At 65.0% G+C, this 13,478-nt stretch carries 17 protein-coding genes; 4 read left to right on the top strand and 13 right to left on the bottom strand.

What is annotated here, in order from left to right; genetic code table 11:
* From PMI04_RS08480 to PMI04_RS08440, 9 genes are all read right to left on the bottom strand, one after another.
* Positions 1 to 519 (bottom strand): NADH-quinone oxidoreductase subunit B, encoded by a 519-nt coding sequence (locus tag PMI04_RS08480; protein WP_052028113.1) that lies wholly within the window; start codon positions 517 to 519, stop codon positions 1 to 3.
* Between the two features lie 26 nt (positions 520 to 545).
* Positions 546 to 920 carry an NADH-quinone oxidoreductase subunit A gene (locus tag PMI04_RS08475; protein WP_007714782.1) on the bottom strand — a complete coding sequence of 125 codons (375 nt, stop codon included), beginning with the start codon at positions 918 to 920 and terminating at the stop codon, positions 546 to 548.
* 359 nt (positions 921 to 1,279) lie between these two features.
* The gene (locus tag PMI04_RS08470; protein ID WP_007714784.1) at positions 1,280 to 2,092 is read right to left on the bottom strand and encodes an inositol monophosphatase family protein; all 813 of its coding nucleotides are present in this window, start codon (positions 2,090 to 2,092) and stop codon (positions 1,280 to 1,282) included.
* 36 nt (positions 2,093 to 2,128) lie between these two features.
* Positions 2,129 to 2,491: a hypothetical protein gene (locus PMI04_RS08465; protein WP_007714787.1), complete on the bottom strand. Its 363-nt coding sequence runs from the start codon at positions 2,489 to 2,491 to the stop codon at positions 2,129 to 2,131.
* The gene (gene efp / locus PMI04_RS08460) at positions 2,491 to 3,054 is read right to left on the bottom strand and encodes an elongation factor P (protein ID WP_007714790.1); all 564 of its coding nucleotides are present in this window, start codon (positions 3,052 to 3,054) and stop codon (positions 2,491 to 2,493) included. Before efp ends, PMI04_RS08465 begins: the two co-directional genes overlap by 1 nt.
* Positions 3,055 to 3,267: 213 nt before the next feature.
* Positions 3,268 to 3,837 carry a M23 family metallopeptidase gene (locus PMI04_RS08455; protein ID WP_007714792.1) on the bottom strand — a complete coding sequence of 190 codons (570 nt, stop codon included), beginning with the start codon at positions 3,835 to 3,837 and terminating at the stop codon, positions 3,268 to 3,270.
* The gene (locus PMI04_RS08450) at positions 3,834 to 4,925 is read right to left on the bottom strand and encodes a L,D-transpeptidase family protein (protein ID WP_007714794.1); all 1,092 of its coding nucleotides are present in this window, start codon (positions 4,923 to 4,925) and stop codon (positions 3,834 to 3,836) included. Before PMI04_RS08450 ends, PMI04_RS08455 begins: the two co-directional genes overlap by 4 nt.
* An 87-nt stretch (positions 4,926 to 5,012) precedes the next feature.
* Positions 5,013 to 5,384, bottom strand: coding sequence for a DUF1622 domain-containing protein (locus tag PMI04_RS08445; protein ID WP_007714796.1), 372 nt, complete (start codon positions 5,382 to 5,384; stop codon positions 5,013 to 5,015).
* Positions 5,385 to 5,505: 121 nt separating this feature from the next.
* A complete protein-coding gene (locus tag PMI04_RS08440; RefSeq protein WP_238536006.1) occupies positions 5,506 to 5,928 on the bottom strand; it encodes a MarR family transcriptional regulator in 423 nt (140 codons plus the stop codon).
* A gap of 74 nt (positions 5,929 to 6,002) precedes the next feature.
* Here PMI04_RS08440 and PMI04_RS08435 point away from each other — a divergent pair, with 74 nt between their 5' ends.
* Positions 6,003 to 6,674 carry a glutathione S-transferase family protein gene (locus PMI04_RS08435; protein ID WP_007714801.1) on the top strand — a complete coding sequence of 224 codons (672 nt, stop codon included), beginning with the start codon at positions 6,003 to 6,005 and terminating at the stop codon, positions 6,672 to 6,674.
* A gap of 34 nt (positions 6,675 to 6,708) precedes the next feature.
* On the opposite strand, the gene thiE is transcribed toward PMI04_RS08435, so the two are convergent.
* Positions 6,709 to 7,401: a thiamine phosphate synthase gene (thiE, locus tag PMI04_RS08430; protein WP_007714804.1), complete on the bottom strand. Its 693-nt coding sequence runs from the start codon at positions 7,399 to 7,401 to the stop codon at positions 6,709 to 6,711.
* Between the two features lie 74 nt (positions 7,402 to 7,475).
* On the opposite strand from thiE, the gene PMI04_RS08425 reads away from it, so the two are divergent.
* Positions 7,476 to 8,603, top strand: coding sequence for a P1 family peptidase (locus PMI04_RS08425; RefSeq protein ID WP_007714807.1), 1,128 nt, complete (start codon positions 7,476 to 7,478; stop codon positions 8,601 to 8,603).
* Positions 8,604 to 8,665: 62 nt separating this feature from the next.
* Here PMI04_RS08425 and PMI04_RS08420 read toward each other — a convergent pair whose 3' ends face one another.
* Positions 8,666 to 9,205, bottom strand: a complete 540-nt coding sequence (locus PMI04_RS08420; RefSeq protein WP_007714813.1) for a hypothetical protein — start codon at positions 9,203 to 9,205, stop codon at positions 8,666 to 8,668.
* A 4-nt stretch (positions 9,206 to 9,209) separates the two neighbouring features.
* Positions 9,210 to 10,115, bottom strand: a complete 906-nt coding sequence (locus PMI04_RS08415) for a fructose bisphosphate aldolase (RefSeq protein WP_007714814.1) — start codon at positions 10,113 to 10,115, stop codon at positions 9,210 to 9,212.
* 259 nt (positions 10,116 to 10,374) lie between these two features.
* Between PMI04_RS08415 and PMI04_RS08410 the strand changes: the two genes are divergently transcribed.
* Together PMI04_RS08410 and PMI04_RS08405 are read left to right on the top strand one after the other, a co-directional pair.
* Complete coding sequence (locus tag PMI04_RS08410; protein WP_007714818.1) at positions 10,375 to 10,884, top strand: TlpA family protein disulfide reductase; 510 nt, start codon at positions 10,375 to 10,377, stop codon at positions 10,882 to 10,884.
* Between the two features lie 80 nt (positions 10,885 to 10,964).
* Positions 10,965 to 12,179 carry an MFS transporter gene (locus tag PMI04_RS08405; RefSeq protein WP_007714821.1) on the top strand — a complete coding sequence of 405 codons (1,215 nt, stop codon included), beginning with the start codon at positions 10,965 to 10,967 and terminating at the stop codon, positions 12,177 to 12,179.
* Positions 12,180 to 12,267: 88 nt separating this feature from the next.
* On the opposite strand, the gene PMI04_RS08400 is transcribed toward PMI04_RS08405, so the two are convergent.
* On the bottom strand, positions 12,268 to 13,470 hold the full coding sequence (locus PMI04_RS08400) for a phosphoglycerate kinase (protein ID WP_007714825.1): 1,203 nt from the start codon (positions 13,468 to 13,470) through the stop codon (positions 12,268 to 12,270).
* Between the last annotated feature and the right edge of the window lie 8 nt (positions 13,471 to 13,478).

The raw sequence follows: 13,478 nt of genomic DNA, 5'->3' as shown, positions 1-13,478 counted from the left end.
TTAACGCTCAATCGTCCCGATCCGGCGGATCTTCCGCTGCAGCTGCATGATGCCGTAAAGCAGAGCTTCGGCAGTGGGCGGGCAGCCCGGCACATAGATGTCGACCGGCACGATGCGGTCACAGCCACGGACGACCGAATAGCTATAGTGGTAATAGCCACCGCCATTGGCGCAGCTGCCCATCGAAATCACATATTTCGGGTTGGACATCTGGTCGTAGACCTTGCGCAGCGCCGGGGCCATCTTGTTGCACAGCGTGCCCGCGACGATCATCACGTCCGACTGGCGCGGGGACGCACGCGGTGCGGCACCGAAGCGCTCCATGTCGTAGCGCGGCATGTTGACGTGGATCATCTCCACGGCGCAGCAGGCCAGGCCGAAGGTCATCCACCACAGCGAGCCGGTACGCGCCCACTGGAACAGTTCCTCGGTCGAGGTGATCAGGAAACCCTTGTCATTCACTTCGCTGTTGAGCGAGTCGAAGAAGGCCTGGTCGGGCTGCGTCCCCATCGGCGGCATGGTGCCGGGAATGGGGCTGGTCAGTTCTACTCCCAATCGAGTGCTCCCTTCTTCCACGCATAGACGAGGCCGAGCACCAGCTCCGCTATGAAGATCATCATCGTCGCCCAGCCGGCCCAGCCGATCTGGTCAAGGCTAACCGCCCACGGAAACAGGAACGCCGCTTCAAGATCGAAGATGATGAAGAGAATGGCGACCAGATAGAAACGCACGTCGAACTGACTGCGGGGCTCTTCAAACGAAGGAAAGCCGCACTCATATTCGCTGAGCTTTGCAGGATCGGGCTTGTGCGCACCGGTCAGGCGGCCAACCAGCATCGGCAGAAAGACGAAGGTGCCGGAAAGCAGCAAGGCGATCCCGAGAAAGATCAGGATCGGCAGATATTGGCTGAGATCGACCAATGGAATCCCCTGGGCGAAAATGGTTCTGGGGGGCCTTTAGGCCTGCTGCATATGCGAAGCAAGGGGCGAACCTGTGAGAATGATTCGCAACAATTGCAAAGGCTTGATCGCGTTACCAAAAGCACAAGAGAGCCATTCCGCAGACATAAAAAAATGGGCGCCGGACCACTCTGTGGAGCCGACAGACTCGCACGGGTGGGCCGACGCCCTTTGCTCTTAAAACAGGAGCTTAGCAGAACCTGATACGCCATCGGTGAAAGCGCGGAGCGCCTCCACCTCAGACGATCAGGGGCTTCGTAGAGCCTGATTCACGCCATCGGTGGACGCGCGGAGCGCCTCCACCTCAGACGATCAGGCTCTTAGCGCAGCGCGCCGGCCACCAGCTTGTGCAGCTTGCTGTGGGTCGTATCATTGCCCGCGATCACTTCCTTGCGGTCGATCATCTGGTCGCCACCGCGGAAGTCGCTGACGAAGCCACCGGCCTCACGCACCATCAGGATGCCAGCGGCCACGTCCCAGGGCTGCAGCCCGCTTTCCCAGAAACCGTCATAACGGCCCGAGGCGACATGGGCGAGATCGAGCGACGCCGCGCCAAAGCGGCGCAATCCGGCAACCGAGGGAGCGACCGCACCGAAAATGCGTGCCCATTCGGCCATATTGCCATGACCCATGAACGGGATGCCGGTCGCGATCAGGCAGTCGGCCAGGTCGCGGCGCGCCGAGACGCGCAGGCGCTGGTCATGACGCCAGGCGCCGCGATTCTTCTCCGCCCAATAGCTTTCGTCGGTGACCGGCTGGTAGATGAGGCCGGAGGTCACTTCGCGCTTGCCGCCGAACAGCGGCTCCTCGACCGCGATCGAGATGGCAAAGTGCGGAATGCCGTGCAGAAAGTTGGTGGTGCCGTCGAGCGGATCGATGATCCAGCGCGGCTTGTTGGGATCGCCCTCGATCACCCCGCCCTCTTCCAGCAGGAAGCCCCAGTCGGGCCGCGCCTTGCGCAGTTCCTCGACCAGCGTCTGTTCGGCCTGCTTGTCGGCCTTGGACACGAAGTCCGCCGGCCCCTTGCGGCTGACCTGCAGATGCTCGACCTCGCCGAAGTCGCGGCGCAGCTTGGAGCCGGCCTTGCGGGCGGCGCGTTCCATGACGGTGAGAAGGCCGGAATGGGATACCATGTAGAATCTCCGCCGCCCCGACGGGCGGCCTTTGCTTTATTTCTTCGGGGCGGGCTTGGTGGCGGGCGCAGCAGGCCGATATCCGCAGGTGCCGGCGATCACCGCCAGCATCTGCGAGGGATCCTTGCGGTTCACCTTGCCCGGATTGCCGGCGATCACCTTGTCCGTCGCATCGCTGATCTTCGACAGCGGATTGGCGTAGAGGCATTCAAACAGGGCGGTCTTGACCGGCTGCTCGACCTCTTTCGATTCCAGCGCGCTGCTGATGACCTGCAGCACATAGGCCGCATTGTCGAGTTGCGCCTTGGACGGCTTGTTGACCGTCTGGGCGGGGAGCGCAGCCGGCAGGGCGCCGATCGCGAGGATGGCGGCCAATGCCGTGCTGCGCCCGAGCCGCATCAGTCGGCCCGCTTCACATATTCGCGCGCATAGACATCGACGACGATGCGGGTGCCGCTGACGATATGCGGGGGCACCATGACGCGGACGCCATTGTCGAGGATCGCGGGCTTGTAGCTGGCCGAGGCGGTCTGTCCCTTGACCACGGCATCGGCCTCCACGACCGTCGCCTCGATGGTTTCGGGCAGCTGGACGCTGATCGGACGCTCTTCATACATTTCGAGCACAACCATCATGCCGTCCTGCAGGAAGGCCGCGGCGTCGCCCAGCAGTTCGGCCGGCAGATTGATCTGTTCGTAGGTTTCCTGGTCCATGAAGACGAGCATGTCGCCTTCGGCATAGAGATACTGGAAATCCTTGGTGTCGAGGCGGATGCGCTCGACGCTCTCAGCGGAGCGGAAGCGGACATTATTCTTGCGGCCGTCGATCAGGTTCTTCAGCTCCACCTGCATATAGGCGCCGCCCTTGCCGGGCTGGGTGTGCTGAATCTTGACGGCGCGCCACAGGCCACCCTCATATTCGATATTGTTGCCGGGACGAATGTCCACGCCGCTGATCTTCATGGGAAGAGCCTGCCTATATGTCTAATGTGGAAAAGAGCCGGCCTCTGCGAGGCTGGCCGCGCCTTTACCGCGAGACGGCGCCAAGGGCAAGAGGGCGGCCATTTCGCTTAACTTCGCACATTTCCCGCACATTTTGAAATTCGCTTTCCTACTACGGCAATTTTCTGTCGGGACCGAAACGGATGCTAGTCCCTGAACGCCGTGTAGGACAGGTCATCGCCCGACCAGCAGCGGATAGGGATTGACCGGACGCCCTCCATACCAGGGGTCGCCCGGCGCCATGCGATTGACGGCGAAATGCAGATGGGGGGCGGCAGGATCGGCATTGCCGGTACTGCCGACGGTCGCGATCCGCTGCCCGCGCCTGATCGCCTGCCCTTCGTGCAGCCCCGGCGCATAGCCGTCGAGATGGGCATAATAATAGACGGTCCGCCCGTCGGGCGCGCGTTCATAGAGGGTTCGGCCGCCGGCCTCGCTCCAGAATATCTTCTCGATCCGGCCATCGGCAGCCGCCAGCACCGCCCTGCCCCGCGCCGCCATGATGTCGATCGCATCATGCGGCCGGGCGCCGCCCGCGCGTGCCTGGGCGAAGGTGTCGGTGAGCGCCGAGGGCGGCACGCCCTCCACCGGGATCAACAACGCGCCATGGACGGAGGCAGCTTGCGGCGCGGATGTAACAGATTGCACCGGCGCATCGGCCGGGACGATCCGCACGCAGAAATGCACGAAGCCAATGCAGAGCAGCAGCGCGCACGCGATACCGCTCCACAGCCGAACCTTCATGCCTGGAACGTCGCCTTGACGCCGCTCTTCACCATCTGCGCCAGCCGCGCGGCGTCCCAGTTGGTGAGGCGGATGCAGCCATGGCTTTCGGTGCGGCCGATCAGTTGCGGCTCGGGCGTGCCATGGATGCCGTAATGATCCTTGGACAGATCGATCCACACGACGCCGACCGGGCCGTTGGGGCCGGGTTTCAGCACCGCCTTCTGGTCCTTCGACGCGGCATCCCAGAACAGGTCGGGATTATAGTGGAATTCGGGATTGCGGCTGATCCCCTTGATCGTCCATTGCCCCAGCGGCAGCGGATCATGCTGTGACCCCGTGGTGACCGGGAATTGCGCGATCATCCGGTTGTCCGCGCCATAGACCTTGAGCAGACCTTCCGACTTGTCGACCACCAGATGGTCCGCCTGGGGCTGATCCTTGGCGACGCCCAGGCTGGCCAGCGTCTCGCCCCAACCGCGCTCGTCCCCCTCGATCCGGGCCACCGGCTGGTTTGCGATCGCCGGCACGCGGATCGTCGCTCCGGCGACGACCTTGGTATTGGGCGGGTTCATGGCGGTCAGCACTTCAGGCGTGGTGTGGAAGCGCTCCGCCAGTTTTTCGAGCAGGTTGCGATAGGTGAGCGCGGGCAGGCCCGCCTGTTGGTTCAACCCCTTGGGAATGTCGAAAAAGGGGCCGCGGGCAAAGCCGTCGGGAATGCGCACCAGCCAGGTGGTCGGCTTCGCCTCCCCCTCCAGCAGCGCAGCCGCAGTCTTCTGGTCATAGTCGCCGGTGACGGGCAGCCTGTTCGCTTCCTGGAAGCCGCGCAACGCCGCCTTAAAGCTCATCCCGTCCTTGCCGTCGATCACGCCGGGCGAGAAGCCCCAGCGGTCGAGCGCCACCTGTGCCTGCAATATCGGACTGGGTTGCCAGGGTTTGCCGTCCGGCTCCTCGACCGTCTGAAAGGTATAGGCCGCCGATGGATCGGGCGCGGCCGGTGCCGTGCCATTGCCGGACGAGGGCGGCGCCGATGCACTATCATTGGCGTCCGTGGTGGAAACATTACACGCTGCGCACAACAGCGTCAGGCCAAGCAGATGGCTTTTCAAGGCGATACTCTCCCATTGCACGGGAAGACTAACGCATGAACCGCCACATGGCTGCCTGAGCCATGCGCGCGCCGGCATCGCCGCCGTTCATTCCGTGGCGAGGCCTTCCTTCGTCCGGTGATGGCGTTCGCGCAGCTCAGCCATGTCCTTGTCGAGGAAATAGTTGAGGAAGGTCCGGATGCCGGCGATCGCCGCCAGCTTGCCGATATCGGCCCAGCTTGGCGCAATGCTGGTTTCGACGATGTCGGACGCAAGCTGGAAGGTCAGACCGGCAACCAGCCAACGGCCAAAGCTCAGCCAGACCGGCGCCAATTTCTCCGAATCGGCGTGAAACAGAAGCAGGCCGCTAAGGCCGATCGCCCCCTGGATGGAGCCGATCGCAATCGCCGCGATTGCGAGCAGGTTGACGATCAGCGCAATATATTCCGCCGTCAGATGGACGAATTCTTCCAGTGCCATGTTCTGCTTCCCTTGCCCTGATGGGACGGGATTCTGGCCCGACGGCGCAGGCTTTCCTATCGGGAAAAACCCGTGCCAATATGGGCGATCGTCCGCGTCGCGCCCGCCGCCCCCTCTCCCTTCAAGCCAGCGCGGCCAGGCCGGCCCGCAAATCCCCCTGCCCGGCCAGTTCCGCATCGATCGCGCCATGAACCGCGATCCACACCGGCATGGCCTGCGCCAGGATCGTCCGCCCCTGATCGGTCAGCGCCAGCCGCCGTACCCGCCGATCGGCCGCATCGACCGCCGGCCGGACCAGCCCGTCGCGCTCCAGCGGCTTGATATTGGCGGTCAAGGTGGTGCGATCCATCGCCAGCAGCTGCGCGACCGATCCGACCGACGGCGGCTCGGGCCGGTTGAGGGCATTCATCAGCGAGAATTGCCCGCTGGTGATGCCAAAGGGCCGAAATGCCTCGTCGAAGCGCCGGGACAGGCTGCGCGCCGCCCGCTGCGTCGCCAGGCACAGGCAATGGTCACGCACGAACAGGGTCTGCTGATGGGTCACGGGCAAGGATTTTGACATGATCGATATATGTTGATATCAACCTATAAAGTCAAGAATCGAGAGAGGAGCCTGCCATGCCCGTCGATCCGCATGCCGAGATCGAGATTACCGGCTTTGCCTGGGTGCCCGATTTTGCCCGGGGCTATGTGCGCGACCTGCGCCCGCGCTGGGCTTGCGAGGAAGCGGGCCTGCCCTATCGCGAGCGGCTGGTCGATTTCGAGACGGCCAAGGGCAGCGACTATCGCCGCGAACAGCCCTTTGGCCAGGTGCCCGCCTATCGCGATGCCGAAGTCGCCATGTTCGAGAGCGGCGCGATGGTGCTGCGCATCGGCGAACGCGCCACGACATTGGTGCCGCGCGATACCGCCGGCCGGCTGCGGGTGCTGACCTGGGTGACGGCCGCGCTCAACAGCGTCGAACCCTTCGTGTTCGACCTGGTCGCGATCGACACCTTCAACCCTGATGCCGAATGGGCCAGGCTACGCCGCCCGCAGGTAATCGACACGCTGCACGGCCGGCTGGGCGACCTGTCGGGCTGGCTTGGCGACAAAGATTATCTGGAAGGCGATTTCACCGCCGCCGACATCATCATGGCGACGGTGCTGCGCGAAGTGTCGGATACGGCGCTGATGGCGCAATTCCCTGCCCTGTCCGCCTATCGCGATCGCTGCATCGCCCGGCCCGCCTTCCAGCGCGCGCTCGACGCCCAGCTCGCCTCCTTCCGCAAGGAAGCGCAGCCGGCTTAGCAGCGGCCGACGACAACGAGCACTGGCGGAAAAATCAGGCGCCTGCCAGCACCGGCGCGAAAGCGGCGACACCGGCTTTGGGGCCATCGGGATGATTCCACACCGCCCCGCTCACCGCCAGGAAATCGGCGCCCGCCTCTATCAGCGGCGCAGCATTGTCCGGCGTGATGCCGCCGATCGCGACGCAGGGCAGCTCGAACAACGTCGTCCACCAGCCCAGGATCGAGAGCTCGGCACGATGCGTGGTTTCCTTGGTGCTGGTGGGATAAAAGGCGCCGAACGCGACATAGTCGGCCCCCGCCTCGCCCGCTTCCATCGCCAGATGGCGACTGTCGTGACAGGTCACGCCGATCTGCACCTTGGGACCGAGCAGCTTGCGCGCCTCGCGCGGGTCGCCATCGCCCTGCCCCAGATGGACGCCATCGGCGTTCAGTCGCTTGGCAAGGCCAATACTGTCATTGATGATGAAGGCGACCTCGCGATCGGCGCAGAGCGCCTGGATCGGCCCGGCGAGCGCGGCGATGGCGTCCTCGTCCATCCCTTTCAGGCGCAGCTGGAAGGCGGCGACCTTGCCGCCGTCCAGCGCCTGCGCCAGTTGATCGACGAACGTCTCGTCGATCGCCGGTGGCGAGATCAGGTACAGCTGGCAGGCGGGGCGAAAGCCCTTTTCAAACTGCTCGGCAAAATGGGGGTCGAGCGCCAGTTCTTCGTCAGTGAAATCGGTCATGCGCGCCTTATAGCCGCTCGCGCGGCCGCGCCAAGTGCGGCTATGACCGCGATCACAATAGCGAAGGATTATCCATGCGCCACGCTTTGCCTGTCCTGCTGCTCCTGTCCGCCGCGCCCGCGCTGGCGCAGGAGGCGCCCCGGCCGCGTGCGCGGGAAGCGGGAGTCATCATCGGCATCCTCCAGCCCGGCCCGCTCAACGCGATCACCGATGTCGCCGGGGTGACGGTGGGCCAGGTGACATTGCCGCGCAGCAAGGACGTCAATAGCGGCGTCACCGCGATCCTGCCGCATGGCGGCAACCTGTTCCAGGACAAGGTGCCGGCCGGCTTCGTCGCCTATAATGCGTTCGGCAAGTTCATGGGATCGACCCAGCTTGCCGAACTGGGCGAGATCGAGACGCCGATCCTGCTGACCAATACGCTGAACGTGGCGGAGGCCGGCGCGGCTTCGGTCGAATGGACGCTGGCGCAGGCAGGCAATGAGGAGGTGCGGTCGGTCAATGCCGTGGTGGGCGAGACCAATGACGGCATGCTGAACGATATTCGCGGCCGCCATGTGACTATCGCCGACGCGCGCCGCGCGATCGAGAGTGCCAAGGCCGGACCGGTCGAGGAAGGCGTGGTGGGCGCGGGCACCGGCACGGTGGCGTTCGGCTTCAAGGCGGGGATCGGCACATCATCCCGCAAGCTGCCCGCGTCGCTCGGCGGCTGGACCGTCGGCGTACTGGTGCAGGCCAATTATGGCGGGGTTCTGACCATCGCGGGCGTGCCGGTGGGCGTGAAGCTTGGCCGCTATGACTATCGCCAGCAGGTCGAGGAAAAGAAGGCGGACGGATCGGTCGTGATCGTGATCGCGACCGATGCGCCGCTGTCCGACCGCAATCTGCGCCGCGTTGCCGAGCGCGCCTTTGGCGGCATCGCGCGGACCGGCTCCAGCTTCTCCAACGGGTCGGGCGACTATGCCATCGCCTTTTCGACCAGCGCGGCGGTGCGGCGCACGGCGGCGAAGCGGGAAGCGGTGGCGGCGGTCGATGACTTGCCCAATGACCGCATCTCGCCGCTGTTTCAGGCAGTGATCGAGGCGACCGAGGAAGCGGTATTGAACGCGCTGTTCAAGGCGCAGACCGTGGTCGGCAATCGCGGTACGGCCGAGGCGCTGCCACTCGACAAGGTGCTGCCGATGCTGAAGGCCAAGCCGTAAAGCGGGATTACGACGCCCACCTCCGTTCGTTTCGAGCCTGGTCGAGAAACGCGAGCGCCGCGCTATCCGCTTCTCGACACGCTCGAAGCGAACGGGTCGGGGTGCGGGTGTCGCATGTCGAAGGCTGCGGTGAACGCGGCCGGGTCGTCGAGCCGGTGGGCGAGGTAGCGGATCGTGCGCCGGCCTGCGCTGGCCGGCGGATCGAGTGCGACGACGATATTGGGATGGGCGACCAGCGCACCATTGAACAGACCCGCCGCCTTGAGATCGGCCAGCGTCCAGTCGTCGCGCAGTCCCGTGACCTGTGTCCAGGGGATGGAAAGGCTGCGCAGATGGCCGACTGGCCAGACCAGCCCATCCGCGCGGACCCGCACCGGATGGCGGCGGAAGGAGCGGATGAACAGGATGAACCAGCCGATCGTGGCGAGGCTCAGCAGGGAGAGGATCAACGCCGCGTGCCGGCTCCATAGCGCGACCAGCAGGTGGACCACGGACGTCTCGACGACCATCAGGCCCAGCAACACCCAGAGCATCGGCGCGACCGCGCGATGATAGGAAAAGGCGGCGCCGGGCGGATCGTCATCCTGCCCGGCGCCAGCCATCGGATCAGGCCGCGACCGGAGCCTTGGCGGTCGATGCCGCGTAGATCTCGTCGATCGCCTCGCCCAGCGACGCGTCGAATTCCGCGTCGCTCATCGGCTGGCGCAGGTCGTTGAGCAGCGCGCGGCTGAAGCTGGCGATGATGCCGCGATTCCTGGCCAGCTCAACGCAGGCTTCGGTGCGGCTGAACCCGCCCGACAGGGCGACGACGCGCAGCACCTTGGGATGATCGACCAGCGGATCGAACAGGCCGGTCTTGGCGGGCAGCGAGAGCTTGAGCATCACCTGCTCGCCTTCGGGCAGCGCGTCGAGCTGCTTGAGGATTTCCTCCAGCAGGATCTGGTCGGCCTCGGCCCGTTCGGGCGACTTGATGTTCACTTCGGGCTCGATGATCGGCATCAGGCCGCCGGCCAGAATCTGACGGCCGACCTCGAACTGCTGCGCGGCGATGGCGGCGATGCCCTCGCGGTTGGCAAGGTTGACGACCGAGCGCTCCTTAGTGCCGAACACGCCCAACGCCTTGGCCCGGGCCAGCAGGGTATCGAGTTCCGGCATCGGCTTCATCATCTGAACGCCATTCGCCTCAGCCTCCAGGCCCTTGTCGACCTTGATGAAGGGCACGATGCCCTTGTCGAGCAGCGCCTGCGGCACCGACTTGCCGCCCGCTTCGCCGTCCATCGTGCGCTCGAACAGGATCGCGCCCAGCACTTTCTTGCCGTCGAACACAGGCGAGGTGATGATCCGCGCGCGCATCTCGTGGATCAGGCCGAACATCTCCTCTTCGGTCGACCAGGCACTGTCATCGACGCCATAGCCGTTGAGCGCCTTGGGCGTCGAACCACCACTCTGGTCGAGCGCTGCGATAAAACCGTCGCCGGCGGAGACCTTCTTGACCATGTCCTGATCCAGCATCTGCACATACCTTCTCTTTGGGGAGCGCCGCCCCCTCGGCGGCGCATAAAACAGAAATCCGCCAGGCGAGCACCTGGCGATGCAAGGGCCACCCTGCGACCGGGTGCCTTTACCGGGCTGTTAGCCAGTCCCATGCCGCACCGCAAGGTGCATGGCATCGACGGGCGACGGGGCGGCCGCCAATATCGTTGGCGCGTGCAGAACAGCCTGCTATCGGACCGCAAGAATATGGTCTGGGGGAAGAATGGGGAAGGGATTGATGCGGTCGATTGCAGCTGCTGCGCTGATGCTATCGATGTCGGTCGGCGCGATGAACGCAGGGGCAGCGCAGGCGGCGACGAAACCGGTGGTCGGCGAAATGGCGCCGGACTTCGAACTGACGCTGATCGACGGCAGCAAAGTGTCGCTGGCCGACCTGAAGGGTCAGGTCGTGCTGCTGAATTTCTGGGCCACATGGTGCGTGCCCTGCCGCAAGGAACTGCCGACGCTCGACAGCTATTATGCCCTGAACCAGAAGCACGGGCTCAAGGTCTTCGCCATCACCACCGAAGGATCGGTTCCGATAGGGCAGCTCAAAAAGCTGTTCGCGGCGATGCACATCCCCTCGGCACGGCGGATCAAAGGCCCTTATGCGCCGATCGCAGCGATCCCGACCAATTTCATCATCGATCGCGCCGGCAAGCTGCGCTACGCCAAGGCGGCGGCGCTGGACCTGGATGATCTCAACGCCCTGCTGGTGCCGATGCTGAACGAACGGCCCCCGGCCTAGGGTCATTTTCAGTTGCATTGCACAATGAAATTTCCGTCATCCGGTTGAAAGCTGCGCCTTGGGGGACCATTAGGAACCTCATGTCGACATCTGCCACTACCCTTCCCACCGCGCAGGCGCCCGCCGCGCTGTCCCGCTTTGCCATATTGCTGATGGCGGTCGCGTGCGGGACGATGGTGGCCAACCTCTATTATGCCCAGACGCTGATCGACGTGATCGGGCCGGAAATCGGCATGTCGGCGGGGGTCGCAGGCCTCATCACCACGCTGACGCAGCTGGGCTATGGCCTGGGCATCATCCTGGTCGTGCCGCTGGCCGACCTGTTCGAGAATAGGCGGATCGTGCTGGTATCGGCGGTGGCGACGGTGCTGGGCTGTATCGCCATCGCCGTTTCCAATGGCCCGGCGACCTTCCTGATCGCCTCCGTCATGACCGGCGTCGGCGCGACCGGCGTGCAAGTGCTGATCCCCCTCGCCTCCCATCTGGCCCCGCCCGAGCGCCAGGGGCGCGTGGTCGGCACGGTGATGAGCGGCCTGCTGTTCGGCATCATGCTGTCGCGGCCGATCGCCAGCTTTCTCGCCGGATCGATGGGCTGGCGCGCGACCTTCCTGCTGTCGGCCGGGGTGATTGCGCTGGTCGCGATCGCGCTGCTGATCGCCTGTCCGCAGCGCCGGCCCAAGGGCGGCATGCATTATGGCGAAGTGCTGGCCTCCACCTTCTCGCAGCTTGGCAAATATCGCGTCGTGCGGATGCGCGCCTTCTACCAGGCGTCGATGTTCGCGGCGTTCAACCTGTTCTGGACCGCCGCGCCGCTGAGCCTGATCCATGACTTTGGCCTGGGCCATAATGGCATCGGCGCCTTCGCGCTGGCGGGTGCCGGCGGCGCGCTGGTGGCCCCGGTGGCGGGCTGGCTGGCCGATCGGCGGCTGACCGGCCCGGCCTCGCTCGGCGCGCTGATTGCGCTCGCCATCGGCTTCCTGCTGGCGGACTGGACGGTGGCGGCGGGCAGCCTGATCGGCTTCACCATCATGGCGGTGCTGATCGATGCGGCGGTGCAGGTCAGCCAGATCACCGGGCAGAAGCTGATCTTCTCGCTCGACCCGCATGCCCGCGGCCGGATCAATGCAGCCTATATGACGGTGATGTTCGTGGTGGGGGCACTGGGATCGGTGATCGGGTCGACCACCTATGAAGCGGGCGGCTGGAGCCTGAGCGCGATCGCCGGTGCGGCGATCGGCGGCGTGGCCGCGCTGGTCTTCATCCTGTTCGACCGGGGCGCCAGCGCCACGCGCTGACGCCGATCACGGCCCTTCGTCATTGCGAGCGCAGCGAAGCAATCCATGGATTGCCGCGGCGCTTCGCGCCTCGCAATGACGAGATGACTTAAGCGTAGAGCGCCTTCACGCCCGGCAGTTCCTTGCCTTCCATCCATTCGAGGAAGGCGCCGCCGGCGGTCGAGATGAAGGTGAAGTCGGCGGCCCCGCCGGCATGGTTGAGCGCGGCGACGGTGTCGCCACCGCCCGCGACCGAAACCAGCTGACCTTCCTTGGTGAGCGCCGCCGCCGTCTTGGCGAGGGCAACGGTCGCCGCGTCGAAGGGCGCGATCTCGAACGCGCCGAGCGGGCCGTTCCACACCAGGGTGCGGCAATTCTTGAGCGCATCGCCCAGCGCCTCGACCGCGGCCGGGCCGACGTCGAGGATCATCTCGTCCTCGGCGACTTCATGGACGTTGCAGATGCGCACCGACGGCGGGTTGGCGGCAAATTCCTTCGCCACGACCACGTCATAGGGCAGGTGGATGATGCAGCCGGCTTCCTCGGCCTTGTCGAAGATCGCCTCGGCCGTCTCGGCCAGATCCTTTTCGCACAGCGACTTGCCGACATCCACGCCGCGGGCGTGGAGGAAGGTGTTCGCCATGCCGCCGCCGATGATCAGATGATCGACCTTGGTCACGAGATTGTTGAGCACGTCGAGCTTGGTGGACACCTTGGCGCCGCCGACGACGGCCGCGACCGGCTTGACCGGGGCACCGAGCGCAGCTTCAAGCGCGTCCAGTTCCTTCTCCATCGAACGGCCGGCAAAGGCGGGCAGCTTGTGGGCCAGCCCCTCGGTCGAGGCATGGGCGCGGTGCGCGGCGGAAAAGGCATCGTTGACATAGAGGTCGCCGATCGCGGCGATCGCATCGACCAGCGCGGGATCATTTTTTTCCTCGCCGGCATGGAAGCGGGTATTTTCGAGGATGGCGATGTCGCCGTTGCGCATCACCTTGATGCCGTCGGTCGCGGCTTCACCCTGGCAGTCGGGAATGAACTGCACCTCGCGGCCCAGCACCTGGGTCAGCGGACGGGTGATCTTGCTCAGCGAAAATTCCGGGTTCTTCTGGCCCTTGGGCCGGCCGAAATGGGCGAGGATCAGCACCTTGGCACCGCGATCGGCCAGTTCCAGGATGGTCGGCATCGCCGCGCGCAGACGGGTGTCATCGCTGACCGAACCGTCCTGCATCGGCACGTTCAGATCCTCGCGCACCAGCACCACCTTGCCGGTGATGTCGCCCATGTCGTCGAGTGTCTTGAACGGCTTTGCCATGATCGCTC

It is taken from the genome of Sphingobium sp. AP49, from assembly GCF_000281715.2.
GTDB lineage: Bacteria > Pseudomonadota > Alphaproteobacteria > Sphingomonadales > Sphingomonadaceae > Sphingobium.
Note: the sequence above shows the minus strand (reverse complement) of the source record. Positions and strands in the feature narration are given on the sequence as shown.

Bases quoted from the DNA above. Each gene is read 5' to 3' on its own strand.
- PMI04_RS08405 (WP_007714821.1), top strand. From the start codon at position 10,965: ATGTCGACATCTGCCACTACCCTTCCCACCGCGCAGGCGCCCGCCGCG.
- PMI04_RS08455 (WP_007714792.1), bottom strand. From the start codon at position 3,837: ATGAAGGTTCGGCTGTGGAGCGGTATCGCGTGCGCGCTGCTGCTCTGC.
- PMI04_RS08445 (WP_007714796.1), bottom strand. From the start codon at position 5,384: ATGGCACTGGAAGAATTCGTCCATCTGACGGCGGAATATATTGCGCTG.
- thiE (WP_007714804.1), bottom strand. From the start codon at position 7,401: ATGACCGATTTCACTGACGAAGAACTGGCGCTCGACCCCCATTTTGCC.
- PMI04_RS08465 (WP_007714787.1), bottom strand. From the start codon at position 2,491: ATGCGGCTCGGGCGCAGCACGGCATTGGCCGCCATCCTCGCGATCGGC.
- PMI04_RS08480 (WP_052028113.1), bottom strand. From the start codon at position 519: ATGCCGCCGATGGGGACGCAGCCCGACCAGGCCTTCTTCGACTCGCTC.
- PMI04_RS08415 (WP_007714814.1), bottom strand. From the start codon at position 10,115: ATGCTGGATCAGGACATGGTCAAGAAGGTCTCCGCCGGCGACGGTTTT.
- efp (WP_007714790.1), bottom strand. From the start codon at position 3,054: ATGAAGATCAGCGGCGTGGACATTCGTCCCGGCAACAATATCGAATAT.
- PMI04_RS08410 (WP_007714818.1), top strand. From the start codon at position 10,375: ATGCGGTCGATTGCAGCTGCTGCGCTGATGCTATCGATGTCGGTCGGC.
- PMI04_RS08420 (WP_007714813.1), bottom strand. From the start codon at position 9,205: ATGGCTGGCGCCGGGCAGGATGACGATCCGCCCGGCGCCGCCTTTTCC.
- PMI04_RS08425 (WP_007714807.1), top strand. From the start codon at position 7,476: ATGCGCCACGCTTTGCCTGTCCTGCTGCTCCTGTCCGCCGCGCCCGCG.
- PMI04_RS08435 (WP_007714801.1), top strand. From the start codon at position 6,003: ATGCCCGTCGATCCGCATGCCGAGATCGAGATTACCGGCTTTGCCTGG.
- PMI04_RS08470 (WP_007714784.1), bottom strand. From the start codon at position 2,092: ATGGTATCCCATTCCGGCCTTCTCACCGTCATGGAACGCGCCGCCCGC.
- PMI04_RS08400 (WP_007714825.1), bottom strand. From the start codon at position 13,470: ATGGCAAAGCCGTTCAAGACACTCGACGACATGGGCGACATCACCGGC.